The following is a 16,313-nucleotide window of genomic DNA, read 5'->3' on the forward strand; positions in this document are numbered from 1 at the left end:
ACGGGCGTCACGACTCGTCCGGCGTGTGGGTCGGTGCGACGACAATGGCGCCGTGACCCTGCTGCTCCTGCTCGACGACGCCACCAGCGCGGACGCAGTCGTCATGCAGGAGCTCACGGACGAGGGGGCGCTCGTCGCGACGGAGACGGTGCTCGTGGCAAACCTTGCCCAGACGGTCCGCGACCGAGAGGCCGACCAGCCCCGCTGGGTCTGGGACGACACCTCACGCCGCTACCCCGCGCTGCTGGACGCCGGTGTCCGCGTCCAGCGCTGCCACGACCTGCGGCTCTGCCACGCCATCGTGCGCCGCAGCATCTACGCGCGCGGCTCGGAGCTGGCGCAGGGACCCACGACCGCCTGGGACGGGCCGCGGCCCGGCGCTCCCGAGCCGGTCGAGGTCAGCCTCTTCGACGAGGAACGGCCACAGACGCTGGACTGCGCCGACGAGCTGCGCCGACAGCTCGCCGCCGTGGCCGCGTCCGACGAGCCCGGCAGGCTCCGGCTCCTGCTCGCCGCCGAGTCGACGGGCGCGCTGATCGCCGCCGAGATGAACCACGTCGGCGTGCCGTGGAGCGTCGCGGCCCACGACCGGATCCTGACCGAGATGCTCGGTCCGCGCCCCCGCAACGGACGGCCGGCCAAGCTCGAGGCACTTGCCGAGGAGGTCCGCGAGGCACTGGCGCAGCCGAACCTCAACCTCGACTCCCAGCAGGACCTGCTGCGCGGCCTGCGTGCGGCGGGCTACGACGTCGAGTCGACCAGCCGGTGGGAGATCAAGGACATCGACCTGCCCGCGACCGAGCCCCTCCTCGCCTACAAGAAGCTCGCCCGTCTGCTGAGCTCCAACGGCTGGGCGTGGATGGACACCTGGGTGCACCGCGGCCGGTTCCGTCCCGACTGCGTACCCGGCGGGGTGGTGACGGGCCGGTGGGCGACGAGCGGCGGCGGAGCGCTGCAGCTCCCCGCCAGCATCCGAGGCGCCGTACGGGCGGACGACGGCTGGAAGCTCGTGGTCGCTGACGCCGCACAGCTCGAGCCACGGGTGCTGGCCGCGATGTCCGGGGACACGGCCATGGCGGCGGCGGGCCGGCACGCCGACCTCTACCAGGGCGTGGTCGACGCGGGAATTGTCGAGACCCGGGCGCAGGCCAAGGTGGCCATGCTCGGTGCCATCTACGGTGCGACCACCGGCCCGAGCGCGGTGCTCATGCCCCGGCTGACGCAAGGGTTCCCGCGGGCGGTTGCCCTGGTCGAGGCCGCGGCGCGGGCCGGTGAGCGGGGTGACGTCGTCGCGACCTGGCTCGGCCGGACCTCCCCCGCGCCCGATGCCGCCTGGCGGGACGCGCTCGCGGCAGCGTCGGCGGAAGGCGCCGGCGCGGACGACGTGCGAGCGGCGAGGAGGCGCGGGCGGGACTGGGGACGGTTCACCCGCAACTTCGTCGTCCAGGGCACCGCCGCCGAGTGGGCCCTGTGCTGGATGGCCTCACTTCGCAGACGGCTGCGCGAGCACGACGCGCACCTGGTGTTCTTCCTGCACGACGAGGTGATGGTGCACGCGCCCGCGGACGAGGCGGACGCCGTCGCCGAAGCCGTACGGGAGGCGGCACTCGAGGCCGGGCACCTGCTGTTCGGGGACACCCCGGTGGACTTCGCCCTCAACGTGGCCGTGGTGGACAGCTACGACCAGGCGAAGTGAGCCTGCTTCGTCAGTGCAGGAGGATCTTGAGCAGGATCACGACCATCCCGAACGCGACCGCGAGCGCGGTCTCCCCGATCAGCGGCCACTTGCGAGCACCCGCGCGGAAGGCAGCGAGGCAGCCCGCCGCACCGAGCATCGCGACCGTGAACCACAGGGCCGTCCACGCGGCCGTCGCGACGTCCAGACCGAAGAGTCGGCCGCCCGCGAAGACGATCATCACGGGCAGTCCCCCGACCAGCACCCCGGTGTTGTTCCGGAATGCGTACATCAGTCGCCGACCGGTCGAGTTCGCGTAGTCGTGGAAGCGACCGCCGACCGCGTCGACGTAGATGTGCGCGAGCCAGTAGGTGATGTTCACCAAGCCGGTCGCCAGGAAGACCGATCCACCGTCGTCCGACTTCGCGCTCGAGATCGCGAGGACCGAGCCGGCCACCAGAGCGCCGTACAGGAACTCGTCGATCTGGCGTTCGCGAACGAGCTTGCGCACCGCGCGCCGGATGGGATGGTCTGTCGCCTGGTCCGTCACGTCATCCAGTCTGGACCCACACGCAGGGCCGCGCGGGTGCGACGATCACCCCATGAAGCGAATCGGAGCGGCCGCACTCGCACTCGCGGCGCTCTTGGCCGTGCTCGTGCGTGCGAGCCCCCGACCGACCGCACTGTTCTACCGGCGGCGTTTCGACCGCAACGGCGCACGCCGGTCCCTCGCCGCGGCCACGTTCGTGCCCGACGGAGTGACGAGCCTGCGCGACCTGCCGTACCGCCCAGGTGATCGCGACGCGCTGCTCGACGTCCACCGGCCACCCATCGGCCGGGGCACCGGCGCGACGATCGTCTGGGTGCACGGCGGAGCCTGGCTGTCCGGCAACAAGGACCACATCGCCAACTTCCTGCGGGTGCTCGCGGCCGGCGGATTCACCGTGGTCGGCGTCGACTACTCGATCGCCCCGGAGGCCCGGTACCCGACGCCCGTCCGGCAGGTCCTCGACGCGCTCGGCTTCCTGTCCGAGCACGCGTCCGAGCTCGGGGTGGACCCGTCACGGATCGTGCTGGCCGGCGACTCTGCGGGCGCGCAGATCGCTGCGCAGGTGGCGGGCATGATCACCAACGCCGCCTACGCCTCGTCGATGCAGATGCGTCCCACGATCGAGCCCGCTCACCTCGTGGGCACCGTCCTGTTCTGCGGCGCGTTCGACATGTCCCTGATCCGGCCGCTGCGCGGCCGCACCCGGTGGTTCGTCGACTCGATCATGTGGGCCTTCACCGGCACCTCGCAGTACTTGGACGATCCGCGGTTCGCCGGACTGTCGGTCGCTCACCACGTCACCGGCGACTTCCCCCCGACGTTCTTGTCGTGTGGAGCGGACGACCCGATGATGGCGCACCAGTACGTCATGGCGGACGCCCTCGAGACGGCGGGTGTCCGCCACGAGACGCACGTCGCTCCGGACGCGGGCCACCAGTACCAGTTCGACCTGGCCACCCCTGCCGCGCACGAGGCGATCACCGCAATCCAGGCCTTCGTCACGACGCTGGTCCCGGCCCCCGGAGCGCCCTGACGCCACCCGTCGGCAAGCCCAGGCCCACCGGACGGCCCGTCAGGCGGAGTCGCGGATGTGGAGGCTCGGCTCGAAGATGACGGACGTGACGCGCCGGTCCGGCTCGGCGATCGTGTCGAGCAGGATCTTGGCCATCTCGATCGCCATCTCCTCGATCGGCTGGCGCACCGAGGTCAGGGAGGGTCGGGTCAGGGCGCCGACGGAGCTGTCGTCGAAGCCGATCACGCGGACGTCGTCGGGGACTCGGCGCCCGGCGACGTGCAGGGCCTCGATGGCTCCGAGCGCCATGAGGTCGTTGGCGGCGAACACGCCGTCGATGTCGGCGTACCTCCCGAGCAGCGACGTCATCGCCTTGACGCCGCTCTCGAACGTGAAGTTGCCGAACTCGGCTGCCACGAACGCCTGGCCGTGTCGGGCCATGGCGTCCCGGAAGCCCGAGAGCCGGTCCGCGGCGGACCCGACGTCGATCGGACCGGAGACAGCCGCGACGTGCCGGCAGCCGCGAGACACCAGGTGCTCGGCGGCCAGGCCGGCACCGTCGCGGTTGGCGACGTCCACGAAGCTCAGCGGGATGGGGTGCGAGGGGCGCGCGAACATGACGGCGGGCAGGCCTGCGTCGACGAGCAGGCCCGGCATCGGGTCGTCGGCGCGAGTCGAGACGACCAGTGCACCGTCCGCGTTGCCGTTGCGCAGGGTGCTGAGCACGCGGGCCCGGTCGTTGTCGGTCTCGGCGAGCATCAGGATCGGGTCCACGTCGTGCGGCCGCAGGGCACGCAGCAGGCCACCGACGATGCGGCCGAAGAACGGGTCGGCGAAGTCGATGGTCGACAGCGCGCCCTCGTGCCCCTGGTCCTCGACGCCCGAGACGACGACGATCACGGCGCCGGTGCGGCGGGTGACCAGCGAGCGCGCGGCGAGGTTGGGCACGTAGCCGGTGGTCGCGATCGCGGCCTTGACCACGTTCTGGATCTCTGGCGCGACGGCGCGCTTGCCGTTGACCACGCGGGAGACCGTGGCCCGCGAGACGCCCGCGACGCGGGCGACGTCTTCCAGGGTGGGCGCACCGCGTCCGAGCCCGGGCGCGGCCACGCCGTCCGGCGCCGGCTCGAGCGTCGTGACGGGACCTGAGGCCGCGAGCCCCCTGTCGTCCTCCATGGTGCGAAATCTACCAGCGCCGGAGAGCGCTCTATCGCATCAAGCCCCAGGAGCTGCGTGTGGCGTCCACGACCGGGCACCTGGGCCGTTCCCGGGCTATGCGGCCGGGTGAAATCGGGTATAGCGTCCCTCCCGGAGCAGAACGGACTGCCTTTCCGACCCGATCCACCTGGAGAGGTGCCACTCGCGCTCCGTTGATAGAGCGCTCTCCGAGCGCTAGCGCAACGAACGACAGCTCAACGACGAACTGCAACGCCTGGCGCATCGGATCGACAACGAGGTCGACTGCGGAGCTCGACCTCGACGACCTTGCCACGGGCCGAGCCTTGAGGAGAGAAACCTGTGTCAACCCCCACCCACCCGTGGCACGGGTCGCGCAACGACGCGCGCCCGTCCCGACCCCCGACCCGCGGCCGCCGCCTCCTGGGCGTGCTGATCTCCGGCGCACTCGTTGCCACCGCGATCACCATCCCGGCCATCGCCGCGCAGGCAGCCGACCCTGTCCTGCTGTCGCAGGGCAAGACGATCACCGCGTCGTCGGTCGAGAACGCCGACTACTACCCGGCCAGGTACGCGGTAGACGGCAGCAGCACCACCCGCTGGTCGAGCCTCGCGTCCGACGCGCAGTGGCTCCGCATCGACCTCGGTTCGACGTCCACGATCAGCAAGGTCGTCCTGAGCTGGGAAGGCGCCTACGGATCCGGCTACCAGATCCAGACCTCCCCCACGGGCACCGGTGACTGGACGACGATCTACGGCACCACGACCGGCACGGGCGGAGTCGAGACACTGACGGTCAACGGCACCGGCCGCTTCGTCCAGCTGCTCGGCACCAAGCGCGCCACCGGCTACGGGTACTCGCTGTACGAGTTCCAGGTCTTCGGCACAGCCGGCGGCACGACCCCACCGCCGACGGGCGGCACCTGCACCAACGACAACGTGGCACAGGGCAAGACCGCAACGGCGTCGAGCGTCGAGGGCGGGAACACCGCCGCCTTGGCCGTCGACGGCAACGCCGGGACGCGCTTCGCGAGCAGCTTCGCGGACAACCAGACCTGGCAGGTCGACCTCGGCACCAGCCAGAACCTGTGCAACGTCGCCATCAGCTGGGAGGCCGCCTACGGCAAGGCGTTCGACATCCTCGGGTCGGACACGGGCACCGGTGCGTACACGACGCTCGCCTCGGTCAGCAACGGCGCCGGCGGCAACCAGTCGATCGCCGTATCCGGCAAGGCCCGCTACCTCAAGCTGGACCTGAAGACCCGGGCGACCGGGTACGGCTTCTCGTTCTGGGAGGTCAAGGTCTCGACGACCGGAACCGTCACGCCGCCCACCGACCCCGGCAACGGCACGGAGCCCTCGGGCCCCGCCGACGGCAAGGTGCGCATCTCCGGGTCGCAGGGCAGCTGGGCGCTCCTGGTCAACGGCAAGAACTGGGTGGTCAAGGGTGTGACGTGGGGTCCGGCTCCGGCCGACTTCCCGCAGCACGTGGCCAACCTCAAGGCGCTCGGCGTGAACACGATCCGCACCTGGGGCACCGACGCGGGCTCCAAGGTCCTGCTCGATGCTGCAGCCGCCAACGGCATCCGCACGGTCGCCGGGTTCTGGCTGGCTCCCGGCGGTGGCCCCGGCTCGGGCGGCTGCCCGAACTACGTGACGGACGCGACCTACAAGGCGAACTCCATGAACGACATCGTCACGTGGGTCTCCGCGTACAAGGACAACCCCGGCGTGCTCATGTGGGACGTCGGCAACGAGTCCCTGCTCGGCCTCGGCAACTGCTACTCGGGCCAGGAGCTCGAGAACCAGCGCGACGCGTACGCCACGTTCGTCAACGACGCGGCCAAGCGGATCCACCAGATCGACCCGACGCACCCCGTCACGTCGACCGACGCGTGGACCGGTTCCTGGCCGTACTACAAGAAGAACGCCCCGGACCTGGACCTCTACGGCCTGAACAGCTACAACGCGGTGTGCGACGCGAAGGCGACGTGGATCGCGGGCGGCTACACCAAGCCGTACCTCATCACCGAGTCCGGCCCGGCCGGCGAGTGGGAGGTCCCCAACGACATCAACGGCGTTCCCGACCAGGGCACCGACGCGCAGAACGCCGCGGGCTACACCAGCTCGTGGAACTGCATCCAGGCGCACAAGGGCGTGGCCCTCGGCGCGACGATGTTCCACTACGGCAACGAGGGCGACTTCGGCGGCATCTGGTTCAACCTGAAGCCGGGCAACAACCGCCGGCTGTCGTTCTACGCCCTGGCCAAGGCGTACGGCGGTCCCGCCGGCGCAGCGGGCACCAACACCCCGCCGACGTTCAGCTCGTTCACGGTCAACAACCAGACCGGCGTCGTGGCCGGCTCCACCTTCACGGTCAACGCCCCGGCGACGGACCCGAACGGTGACCCCATCACCTACAACGTGCTGATGAACAGCACTTACATCAACAAGTCCGGTGGCCTCGCCACGGTGCCGTTCACGCGCAACGGCAGCACCTTCTCGGTCACGGCTCCCCAGACGCTCGGCGTCTGGAAGGTCTACGTGTTCGCCGAGGACGGCAAGGGCAACGTGGGCGTCGAGACCAAGTCGGTCCGGGTGATCCCGCCGCCCGTCGCGGGCACGAACATCGCCAAGGGCCGGCCGGCCACGGCGTCCTCGTTCGACCCGTACAACGGGAACTTCACGCCTGGCCAGGCCACGGACGGCGACCTCGCCACCCGCTGGTCGAGCAGCTGGACCGACAACGAGTGGATCCAGGTCGACCTGGGATCGCAGAAGGCGTTCACATCGGTCCAGCTCGTGTGGGAAGCCGCATTCGCCAAGGGGTACAAGCTCCAGACGTCCAACGACGGAACCACGTGGACCACCCTCACGGAGGTCACCAACGGCGACGGCAACGTCGACACGGTGAACGTCAACGGCAACGCGCGGTACGTCCGGCTCCAGGGCGTGACCCGCGGAACGGCGTACGGGTACTCGCTCTACGAGCTCGGGATCTACGGCTGACGGCCCGATCTCGTCACACGTGCCGGGGGTGGGCTACCACCCGCCCCCGGCACCACCCCTCGGCCACCTGACCCCTGTTCGAGCCGATACCGAGGCGTCACAGCATCGTGGCACCTCGCTCCCGGCATCGACGGCAATCCCTGGAACGTCACCCGCTTCCGGTCCCGCCCCGATGCCAGCCCGCGCGGCACGTTCGCCGCACAGTGCAGACGAAGGAGCACCACGCATGACCACGCATCAGCTCTCCCGGCCCAGCGGCCGTGCCCGCGCCTGGGTCGCCGCCGCTCTCGCGACCGCGCTCGTCGGCGCCGGGGCGGTCGCCATCGCGACCAGTGCCAGCGCCGCCCCGGTCAACCTCTCGCAGGGCAAGGTCGTCTCGGCGTCCTCCGTCGAGGGCGCCGACGTCAACGCGTCCAAGGCGGTGGACGGCAACAACGGCACGCGTTGGGCCAGCCAGTTCGCGGACAACCAGTGGATCCAGGTCGATCTCGGCGGCCCGGCGACGCTCTCGAGCGTCGGTCTGCGCTGGGAGGCCGCCTACGCCAAGAGCTTCCAGGTCCTGACGTCGACCGACGGGCTGACGTGGGCAACCGCGGCCACCATCACCAACGGCACCGGCGGCAACCAGACCATCAATGTCACGGTCAGCGCCCGCTACGTGAAGCTCAACCTACAGACGCGTGCCACCGGCTACGGGTTCTCGCTGTGGGAGCTCCAGGTGTTCGGCACGGGCGGCTCGGCGACGCCGCCGTACAGCCCGAAGCCGCTTCCGCCTGCCCCGCCGGGCGCCGACACGACCGTCACGCACCACGAGTTCCAGGCGAACTGCACCCCGACGCACACCCTGCCGGACGACCCGATCGTCTTCCCGGGTCAGGCGGGCGCCTCGCACAGCCACACGTTCATGGGGAACCGCTCCACCAATGCCCAGACGACGGCGGCGTCACTCGTCGCCAACGGCACCACCACGAGCTGCACGGTGCCGCAGGACAGGTCGGCGTACTGGTTCCCGACGCTGCTCAAGGGCGGCACGCAGGTGGTCTCGCCCTCGGCGCAGACCATCTACTACAAGGCCGGGATCCTCGACTACGCGAAGGTCCAGCCGTTCCCGGCCGGCCTGCGGTTCGTGGTCGGGAGCATGCTCGCCACCCAGTCCGAGTTCCAGAACGCACCCGGTCATGTCGAGGGCTTCGAGTGCGGCAACCTCTCGTTCCAGTGGGACATCCCTGCGTACTGCGCACCCGGCTCGGAGCTCAACGTCCGGTACCAGGCACCGAGCTGCTGGAACGGCGTGGATCTCGACTCGGCCAACCACAAGAGCCACATGGCGTACCCGGTCAACGGTGAGTGCCCGGCCGGGTACCCGGTCCCCGTCCCGATGATCGAGTTCAAGCTGTCCTGGCCCGTGTCCGGTGACATGTCCTCGGTCGCGTTCGCCAGCGGTCGCGGGTACTCGTTCCACTACGACTTCTTCAACGGGTGGGACGCCGGCGTGCTGTCGGCACTGACCCAGCACTGCATCGACGGTGGCCTCCAGTGCAACCCGCGCGGGTTCGACCTGTACAAGCCGTGGGCAGGTGGCGTGCTCGACACGAACTACGCGCTGATTCCCTGACCCACCCCCCGAACGGGCCCCTCGCGCGCGGCGACCGCGACTCGCTGCGCGCGAGGGGCCTCTCCACAGCACCCTCCACCAGGAGGGCGACGGTTCCCTGACCACGACGGCTTCGATCTCTCGAAAGGGATCGGAGCCGTCGTCGTGTCTCAGGCCGTGCGCACGACGGGCTCGGCGCAAGCGGGGGCCGCGCGCCACGAGGCGACCGACGCGACGACGCACACGGGCACCCACAGGACTCGCTCGACCAGCGACGGCGACGCGAGGTTGAGCACAGCGCCCACGCCGAGCACGAGCGACGCGGTCCGCAGGACGCGCCGTCGCAGCGTCGAAGTGCCGACCAGTCCGAACGCGACAGCCGCGAGCGCGAGGTAGACCGGGACGGCAACGGTGCTCGAGAGCCTCTGCTGCGGCGGTAGGACGCCGACGTTCGCGCCGCCGTACGAGGCCTGCCCCCACGGCGCACCGAGCGCGAGCGCAGCCTGGAAGGTCGCGATGCCGACGAGGGTCGAGCCGGCGACGCGCTGCGCGGTTGTCTGTCTCATGGCGTGAGCGAAACATATCTGTCAGATATAGTCCAGCCATGGCGAGACGCGCTCAGACCGAAACCGCGGTGCTCGGCGCCCTGTCGGTCGAACCCATGACCGGCTACGCCGTGCGCGCCGCGATCACCACGACGCTCGGCCACTTCTGGAGCGAGAGCTTCGGGCAGATCTACCCCACGCTCGACAGGCTCTCGGCCGACGGCCTGGTCGTGCACGGCGCGGACAAGCGGTTCACCATCACGGACGCCGGACTGACGCGACTGCGCGAGCTGCTGTGCGAGCCGATCGAACCGGCACCCGCGCGCAACGGCCTCCTGCTGCGGCTGTTCTTCGGCCGGATGCTCGGTCGTGACGTGTGCATCCAGCTGCTGGAGGAGGCACGTTCGTCGTCGGAAAGAAGCCTGGAGACCATGGCTGCGATCCGGGCTGGCGTCGAGTCTGAGACCGGCTCCCCAGACCAACCCTTCTTCCTCGTGACGATCGCTGCGGGCGAGGCCGGCGCCCGCGCCCAGATCGAGTGGGCAACGGAGTCGATGGAACTGCTGCGCCGATAGTCCATGGCGCACCGGCCTGACCGGACCCAGGAGCCCAGTTCGCCTGCGCGGATTCCTCGGCAGACACCCGTCCGCGTCGCACAGACGCGACGTCCTCGAGCTGCACCGGCGCGCGTGAGGTGGTCGGCACCTTGCCAGGGGGAGGAATCGCGGCCGCCGCCTGTGGCGGAAGCGCCGGTCTGGGCTGCGTTGCAGCTGGAGCGGCAGTTGCCGCAGGCGCCGCATGGATCACGGAGCGCGGCGGCATCTGCACCGGGACGAAGCCGCGCATGCAGTTCTACATGCCGTGGGGCTGGACGGGCGGACCCGGCCTTACGATCAAGTGCATCGCGTAAGGCCGCAATGCGAACCGAAGGCGGAGGCATCTTGAAGCGCTATACCAGTGTGGTCTTCATGGTCACGCTTCTCATGGGCGTGATCTCCTGGACCACGCGCCACGTCCTGCACGAGACGATTGTCACCGTGCTGTTCACGGCGCTTTGCGCGGTCGGCGGTCTTGCACTCGTGGCGTGGGTCAAGCGAAGCGCGGAACCGCAGCCGGACAACGAATGAGGAAAGCGCCCCACCTCGTCGGGAGGTGGGGCGCTTGCCTTGTCGTGAGCTCGCGCACTCTTGCCTGAGACACTCGCCTCGGGCAAGAGACCGAGTCGATCTCCTGCTGCGCCAGGAGGTATTTCGTCGCGCGTCGCGCACTCCTGTCTGAGACGCTCACTCAGACGGAAGGCCCCTCATGCTCCTGGCGCAGCGCACCGTGGCGTTCGACCCGGCAACCCACGGTTTTGCCTTCCCCAACGCGTTCGTCAACGTCGTGCTCACGCTGCCGAACGGCGCAGAGATCGCCACGGCGGGACGGTGCGGGGGCATGGCCTACGCCGCCCTCGACTACTTCGTCCCGGGGCAACCTGTGCCTCGCCTCCGGCCAGAGCTGTGGGCACCGAACCGGGTCCCACCGGACAGCCACTGGCTCGCCAAGTACTTCACCACGCGCCTGCGCGACTCGTTCTTCACCGGCTCGGCCGCCAAGTTCGTCACCTGGTCCCTGCACTCCGACGACCCCACCTGGGTGTTCAAGGGTGTCTCCCGCTGGACCAAGGAAGAGGAGCTGCCCCGTCTCATGGCGTCGATCGACCGCGGTCGTCCTGTGGTCCTCGGTCTCGTCGTGGCCCGCAGCCTCGGAGCGATCGGCGACAACCACCAGGTCGTCGCCTACGGGTACGAGCGGTCCGCGGACGGCCGGGTGACCGTCACGGTCTACGACAACAACACCCCGGACCGTCCCGTGACGCTCACGTCCTCGCAGGACCAGCACGACTGGACCGCTTCCAACGGCCACGTCTGGCGCGGGTTCTTCGTCCAGGACTACACGCCCAAGTCACCCAGGGTGCTCACCCGCCACGCACCCGACGCGAGCGCGCCGATGACGACCGGCCAGATCGCGAAGCTCTCGCACGTGTGGACCGGCCTCACCCTCCACTCGCACGCGCTGCCCTACACCCATCCAGGGACGGACGGCCTCCAGCAGGTCACGTGCTTCGGGGGTTCCGACGACAACGACCGCTGGCTGATCGTCGGCGCGTCGGCCGGCATCTCGCTGACCCACGGGTCCGTCATCCGCCTGCGCCACGAGCGGACCGGCCGGTGGTTGCACAGCCGGTCGGGCGTGCCGTCGCCGATCTCCCGTCAGCAGGAGGTCAGCGCCACCGACGACGAGTCGCTGGACACCTGGCGGGTCGAGCTCGAACGCCCCGGCCCTTGGCTCGCCGGCTCTCGCGTCCGCCTCGTCCACGTCCAGACCGACACCTACCTGCACTCGCACCGCGGCTTCGACCCGGAGCTCACCGCGAGCCAGCAGGAGGTCACGACGGTCCCGCAGCACGATGCCGACTGCTGGTGGACCGTCCTCGAGCTCACCTGACGAGGACACGGGTGCCGCCATCTGAGGGGTTGGCGGCACCCGTGTCCTGCTCGAGATCACTCAGTCGACGGTGCCCGTGAACGCAGGCAGCTCACGGGGGCCGAACGACGCGTTCCAGCTCGCCTGCACCGTGACGTCGTCTCCGGCGACCGACACCGTCGCCGTGAGGCAGAACGGCGACTCGACGAACCGGAACGTCAGCACGTACACGTCGGTCGCTGTCCACGTGCCGCTGACCAGGACGTCCTCGGGCTGACGGCGCCGGAGCGAGCCCCGGACGACCGCCGGCTGGCCGTGTCCGGCCTCCGCTCGTCCGGCTGCTGGGCCGGTCCTCCCGACTGCCGCCTCGATCCGCTCGCCTGCGAGGTCGACGACGAGCAGGTCCTCGTCGGCACCGACGAGCAGCACGGCGCTCCGAAGCCCGCACGCGTTCTGCACGAACCTGATCCTGCGTCCGCTGAGCCGCGCTCCTGTCGGTGACGTCGGCTCGCCACGAGGCGGGTCCAGGCGCATCGCGGCGATCGCCCGGTCGAGCTCGGCGTGATCCTTCGGGGGCAGCGGAGCGTCCGACAGCCCAGGCAGCAGCCCGTCCCAGAGGACGTCGAGGTACTCGTGCATCTCCTGACGACCCGCGGTCGTCACGACGACCACGTCCTGCTCCGGCAGCCCGACGACGTACTGGCCGAACGCGCCGTCGCCACGCCATGCGTTCGCTGGCCGGCAGCGCCAGAACTGGTACCCGTAGCCCTGCGCCCAGTCGCTGTCAGGGTCGTCACCGTTGGGGACGTGCATCCGGGTTGCCTCGGCGGCCCAGCCGTCCGGCAGAACCTGCTGGCCCTCCCACGCACCGTCCTGCAGGTAGAGCAGCCCGATCGCGGCGAGGTCCTCCGTCGTCGCGGACCAGCCGTAGCCGCCCGTGTCGACGCCCGACGGCGACTGCTCCCAGGTGCTGCCCTCGATGCCCAGCGGCTCGAACAGCCGCGGCTGCAGGTAGTCGAGCAGCCGCTGGCCTGTCGCCTTCTGCACGAGCGCCGACAGCATGAAGCTCGCAGCCGTGTTGTACACGAAGCGCGTCCCGGGTTCGTGCTCGACGGGCACGCGCAGGAACTGCGCGACCCAGTCGTCGTCGCTCGGGAACACGAGCGGTGACGGGTCCTGGCTATGGCCCGTCGTCATGGTGAGCAGGTGCCGCACCCGCATCCTGCGCAGGTGCTCGTCGGGCTCCACCGCGTCGGGCAGACGGTCGCCGAAGTGGTCGAGCACCAGGTCGTCGACACCGAAGAGCCCCTCGTCGACCGCGAACCCCACCGCGGTCGAGGTCACGCTCTTGCTCAGCGAGTACACCTCGTGCAACCGGTCCGCGGCGTACGGCTCGGCCCAGCCCTCGGCGACGACGCGGCCGTGCCTGAGCACCATGAGCGAGTGCAGCTCCGGCAGGGCGGTGAGCGACCTGACCACGCCGGCGAGCGCTCCCGGGTCCACCCCCTGCTCCTCGGGTGTGCTCCGCGGCAGGCGTCGACGTCCAGGCATGCGACCACCCTGCCACGCGCCAGGCGGGCGTGGAGACGGCGACGCCCCGCTCCCTCAGGGGGAACGGGGCGCCGTCGAGCAGGGTGTCAGAGGGCGGGCAGGGTGCCCGTGCCTCCGTCGCCGATGGACGAGATGGGCGGTGCTGCAGGCAGGTCCGTGCCCGAGCCGGGAGTGCCCACCGAGACGCCGACCTTGACCGGCTCGTCGTGGTGCGCGCCGCGCGGGACGCCGCGGAACGTGAACTCCCCGAGCAGGCCCTCGCCCTCGCCGTCCACGATCACGAGCTGACCGGCCTTGAGCTCCCCGAACAGGATCTTCTCGGACAGGACGTCCTCGATCTCCCGCTGGATCGCCCGACGCAGCGGACGAGCACCGAGGACCGGGTCGTAGCCGCGCTCGGACAGGAGCTTCTTGGCCGCGGGCGTGACCTCGATGGCCATGTCCTTGTCCCGCAGGCGCCGGTCCAGCTTGGCGACCATGAGGTCGACGATCGCGAAGATCTCCGGCTGGGACAGCTGCGGGAACACGACCACGTCGTCGACGCGGTTGAGGAACTCAGGACGGAAGTGCTGCTTGAGCTCGTCGTTGACCTTCGACTTCATGCGCTCGTACGACGTCGACAGGTCCCCGCCGGCCTGGAAGCCGGTCATGAGGCCCTTGGCGATGTCCCGGGTGCCGAGGTTGGTGGTCATGATGATCACGGTGTTCTTGAAGTCGACCACGCGGCCCTGCGAGTCGGTCAGGCGACCGTCCTCGAGGATCTGCAGGAGCGAGTTGAAGATGTCCGCGTGGGCCTTCTCGACCTCGTCGAAGAGGACCACGGAGAACGGCTTGCGCCGCACCTTCTCGGTCAGCTGGCCGCCCTCGTCGTAGCCGACGTAGCCGGGGGGCGAGCCGAACAGCCGCGAGACCGTGTGCTTCTCCGAGAACTCCGACATGTCGAGCTGGATCAGCGCGGACTCGTCCCCGAACAGGAACTCCGCGAGCGCCTTGGCCAGCTCGGTCTTACCGACACCGGTCGGACCGGCGAAGATGAACGACCCACCGGGGCGCTTCGGGTCCTTGAGGCCCGCACGCGTACGACGGATGGCCTGCGAGAGCGCCTTGATGGCGGCGTCCTGGCCGACGACCCGCTTGTGCAGGTTCTCCTCCATGTGGAGCAGGCGGCTGGACTCCTCCTCGGTGAGCTTGAACACCGGGATGCCCGTGGCGTTCGCCAGCACCTCGGCGATGAGCTCCTCGTCCACCTCCGCGACCGCGTCGAGGTCGCCGGACTTCCAGGCCTTCTCCTTCTCCACACGCTTGAGACCGAGCTGCTTCTCGGCGTCGCGGAGACGGGCTGCCTTCTCGAAGTCCTGCTCGTCGATCGCCGACTCCTTGTCGCGGCGCGTCTCGGCGATCTGCTCGTCGAGCTCGCGCAGCTCCGGCGGAGCCGTCATGCGACGGATGCGCAGGCGGGCACCGGCCTCGTCGACCAGGTCGATCGCCTTGTCCGGCAGGTACCGGTCGTTGACGTACCGGTCGGCCAGCGTGGCGGCGGCGACCAGCGCGGCGTCCGTGATGGACACACGGTGGTGCGCCTCGTACCGGTCGCGCAGACCCTTGAGGATCTCGATCGCGTGCTGCAGGTTGGGCTCGGCCACCTGGATCGGCTGGAAGCGACGCTCCAGGGCCGGGTCCTTCTCGACGTACTTGCGGTACTCGTCGAGCGTCGTGGCACCGATGGTCTGCAGCTCGCCACGCGCCAGCATGGGCTTGAGGATGCTGGCGGCGTCGATCGCGCCCTCCGCGGCACCTGCACCGACGAGGGTGTGGATCTCGTCGATGAACAGGATGATGTCGCCGCGCGTGCGGATCTCCTTGAGCACCTTCTTGAGGCGCTCCTCGAAGTCACCGCGGTAGCGGCTGCCGGCCACGAGCGCGCCCAGGTCCAGCGTGTAGAGCTGCTTGTCCTTGAGCGTCTCGGGCACGTCGCCGCGCACGATGTCCTGCGCGAGACCCTCGACGACGGCGGTCTTGCCGACGCCGGGCTCCCCGATGAGGACCGGGTTGTTCTTGGTGCGGCGGGACAGCACCTGCATGACCCGCTCGATCTCCTTCTCGCGCCCGATGACCGGGTCGAGCTTGCCGTCGCGCGCAGCCTGCGTGAGGTTGCGGCCGAACTGGTCGAGGACGGCGCTGCCCGAGGGCTGGCCCTCCTGCGGACCGCCGGCGGCGACGGGCTCCTTGCCCTGGTAGCCGGAGACGAGCTGGATGACCTGCTGGCGCACGCGGTTCAGGTCCGCGCCGAGCTTGTTGAGGACCTGGGCGGCGACGCCCTCGCCCTCGCGGATCAGGCCGAGCAGGATGTGCTCGGTGCCGATGTAGTTGTGGCCGAGCTGCAGCGCCTCGCGCAGCGAGAGCTCGAGGACCTTCTTGGCGCGCGGCGTGAAGGGGATGTGGCCCGACGGAGCCTGCTGGCCCTCGCCGATGATCTCCTGCACCTGTGCGCGCACGGCCTCGAGCGAGATGCCGAGCGACTCCAGCGCCTTGGCGGCGACACCCTCACCCTCGTGGATCAGTCCCAGGAGGATGTGTTCCGTGCCGATGTAGTTGTGGTTGAGCATCCGTGCCTCTTCTTGGGCAAGGACGACCACGCGACGGGCTCGGTCCGTGAATCTCTCGAACATGTGCACTCCTCACGAGCTGCGTGCCCACCGAACCCCGGGCTGGCGCACCGGGGGTCTACGAGC

The 16,313-nt window shown here is 69.9% G+C and carries 12 protein-coding genes; 7 read left to right on the forward strand and 5 right to left on the reverse strand.

Annotated features, from left to right (window positions below; translation table 11 throughout):
- The first annotated feature begins 52 nt into the window (after positions 1-52).
- On the forward strand, positions 53-1,696 hold the full coding sequence (locus tag N553_RS20830) for a bifunctional 3'-5' exonuclease/DNA polymerase (protein ID WP_156043676.1): 1,644 nt from the start codon (positions 53-55) through the stop codon (positions 1,694-1,696).
- A 10-nt stretch (positions 1,697-1,706) separates the two neighbouring features.
- Here the strand turns inward: N553_RS20830 and N553_RS20835 are convergent, their stop codons facing one another.
- On the reverse strand, positions 1,707-2,225 hold the full coding sequence (locus N553_RS20835) for a hypothetical protein (protein WP_034620545.1): 519 nt from the start codon (positions 2,223-2,225) through the stop codon (positions 1,707-1,709).
- A 52-nt stretch (positions 2,226-2,277) separates the two neighbouring features.
- Between N553_RS20835 and N553_RS20840 the strand changes: the two genes are divergently transcribed.
- On the forward strand, positions 2,278-3,258 hold the full coding sequence (locus N553_RS20840) for an alpha/beta hydrolase (protein WP_034620547.1): 981 nt from the start codon (positions 2,278-2,280) through the stop codon (positions 3,256-3,258).
- 39 nt (positions 3,259-3,297) lie between these two features.
- Here the strand turns inward: N553_RS20840 and N553_RS0103155 are convergent, their stop codons facing one another.
- Positions 3,298-4,413: a LacI family DNA-binding transcriptional regulator gene (locus N553_RS0103155; RefSeq protein WP_081844330.1), complete on the reverse strand. Its 1,116-nt coding sequence runs from the start codon at positions 4,411-4,413 to the stop codon at positions 3,298-3,300.
- Positions 4,414-4,755: 342 nt separating this feature from the next.
- On the opposite strand from N553_RS0103155, the gene N553_RS20845 reads away from it, so the two are divergent.
- Together N553_RS20845 and N553_RS0103165 are read left to right on the forward strand one after the other, a co-directional pair.
- Positions 4,756-7,422, forward strand: coding sequence for a discoidin domain-containing protein (locus tag N553_RS20845; RefSeq protein ID WP_081844331.1), 2,667 nt, complete (start codon positions 4,756-4,758; stop codon positions 7,420-7,422).
- A gap of 226 nt (positions 7,423-7,648) precedes the next feature.
- Positions 7,649-9,037, forward strand: coding sequence for a DUF1996 domain-containing protein (locus N553_RS0103165; protein WP_028045326.1), 1,389 nt, complete (start codon positions 7,649-7,651; stop codon positions 9,035-9,037).
- Positions 9,038-9,186: 149 nt separating this feature from the next.
- On the opposite strand, the gene N553_RS24065 is transcribed toward N553_RS0103165, so the two are convergent.
- Positions 9,187-9,582 (reverse strand): hypothetical protein, encoded by a 396-nt coding sequence (locus tag N553_RS24065; protein ID WP_051639787.1) that lies wholly within the window; start codon positions 9,580-9,582, stop codon positions 9,187-9,189.
- A 38-nt stretch (positions 9,583-9,620) separates the two neighbouring features.
- On the opposite strand from N553_RS24065, the gene N553_RS0103175 reads away from it, so the two are divergent.
- From N553_RS0103175 to N553_RS0103185, 3 genes are all read left to right on the forward strand, one after another.
- Positions 9,621-10,136, forward strand: a complete 516-nt coding sequence (locus tag N553_RS0103175; RefSeq protein WP_028045327.1) for a PadR family transcriptional regulator — start codon at positions 9,621-9,623, stop codon at positions 10,134-10,136.
- 366 nt (positions 10,137-10,502) lie between these two features.
- Entirely contained in the window at positions 10,503-10,688 is a 186-nt protein-coding gene (locus tag N553_RS0103180; RefSeq protein ID WP_156043677.1) for a hypothetical protein, read from the forward strand.
- 178 nt (positions 10,689-10,866) lie between these two features.
- Positions 10,867-12,051 (forward strand): hypothetical protein, encoded by a 1,185-nt coding sequence (locus N553_RS0103185; protein WP_028045329.1) that lies wholly within the window; start codon positions 10,867-10,869, stop codon positions 12,049-12,051.
- 60 nt (positions 12,052-12,111) lie between these two features.
- On the opposite strand, the gene N553_RS20855 is transcribed toward N553_RS0103185, so the two are convergent.
- Both N553_RS20855 and N553_RS0103195 read right to left on the reverse strand, forming a co-directional pair.
- A complete protein-coding gene (locus N553_RS20855; RefSeq protein ID WP_034620549.1) occupies positions 12,112-13,581 on the reverse strand; it encodes a serine hydrolase in 1,470 nt (489 codons plus the stop codon).
- A gap of 86 nt (positions 13,582-13,667) precedes the next feature.
- A complete protein-coding gene (locus N553_RS0103195; RefSeq protein ID WP_028045330.1) occupies positions 13,668-16,250 on the reverse strand; it encodes an ATP-dependent Clp protease ATP-binding subunit in 2,583 nt (860 codons plus the stop codon).
- Positions 16,251-16,313: the final 63 nt, after the last annotated feature.

Origin of the sequence: Cellulomonas sp. URHE0023 (assembly GCF_000688475.1) — a bacterium.
In the GTDB taxonomy this organism is placed as follows: Bacteria; Actinomycetota; Actinomycetes; order Actinomycetales; family Cellulomonadaceae; genus Cellulomonas.

Excerpts from the sequence above, each read along its gene's own strand:
- N553_RS20840 (WP_034620547.1), top strand. The coding sequence starts at position 2,278 with ATGAAGCGAATCGGAGCGGCCGCACTCGCACTCGCGGCGCTCTTGGCC.
- N553_RS0103155 (WP_081844330.1), bottom strand. The coding sequence starts at position 4,413 with ATGGAGGACGACAGGGGGCTCGCGGCCTCAGGTCCCGTCACGACGCTC.
- N553_RS0103165 (WP_028045326.1), top strand. The coding sequence starts at position 7,649 with ATGACCACGCATCAGCTCTCCCGGCCCAGCGGCCGTGCCCGCGCCTGG.
- N553_RS24065 (WP_051639787.1), bottom strand. The coding sequence starts at position 9,582 with ATGAGACAGACAACCGCGCAGCGCGTCGCCGGCTCGACCCTCGTCGGC.
- N553_RS0103175 (WP_028045327.1), top strand. The coding sequence starts at position 9,621 with ATGGCGAGACGCGCTCAGACCGAAACCGCGGTGCTCGGCGCCCTGTCG.
- N553_RS0103185 (WP_028045329.1), top strand. The coding sequence starts at position 10,867 with ATGCTCCTGGCGCAGCGCACCGTGGCGTTCGACCCGGCAACCCACGGT.
- N553_RS20855 (WP_034620549.1), bottom strand. The coding sequence starts at position 13,581 with ATGCCTGGACGTCGACGCCTGCCGCGGAGCACACCCGAGGAGCAGGGG.
- N553_RS0103195 (WP_028045330.1), bottom strand. The coding sequence starts at position 16,250 with ATGTTCGAGAGATTCACGGACCGAGCCCGTCGCGTGGTCGTCCTTGCC.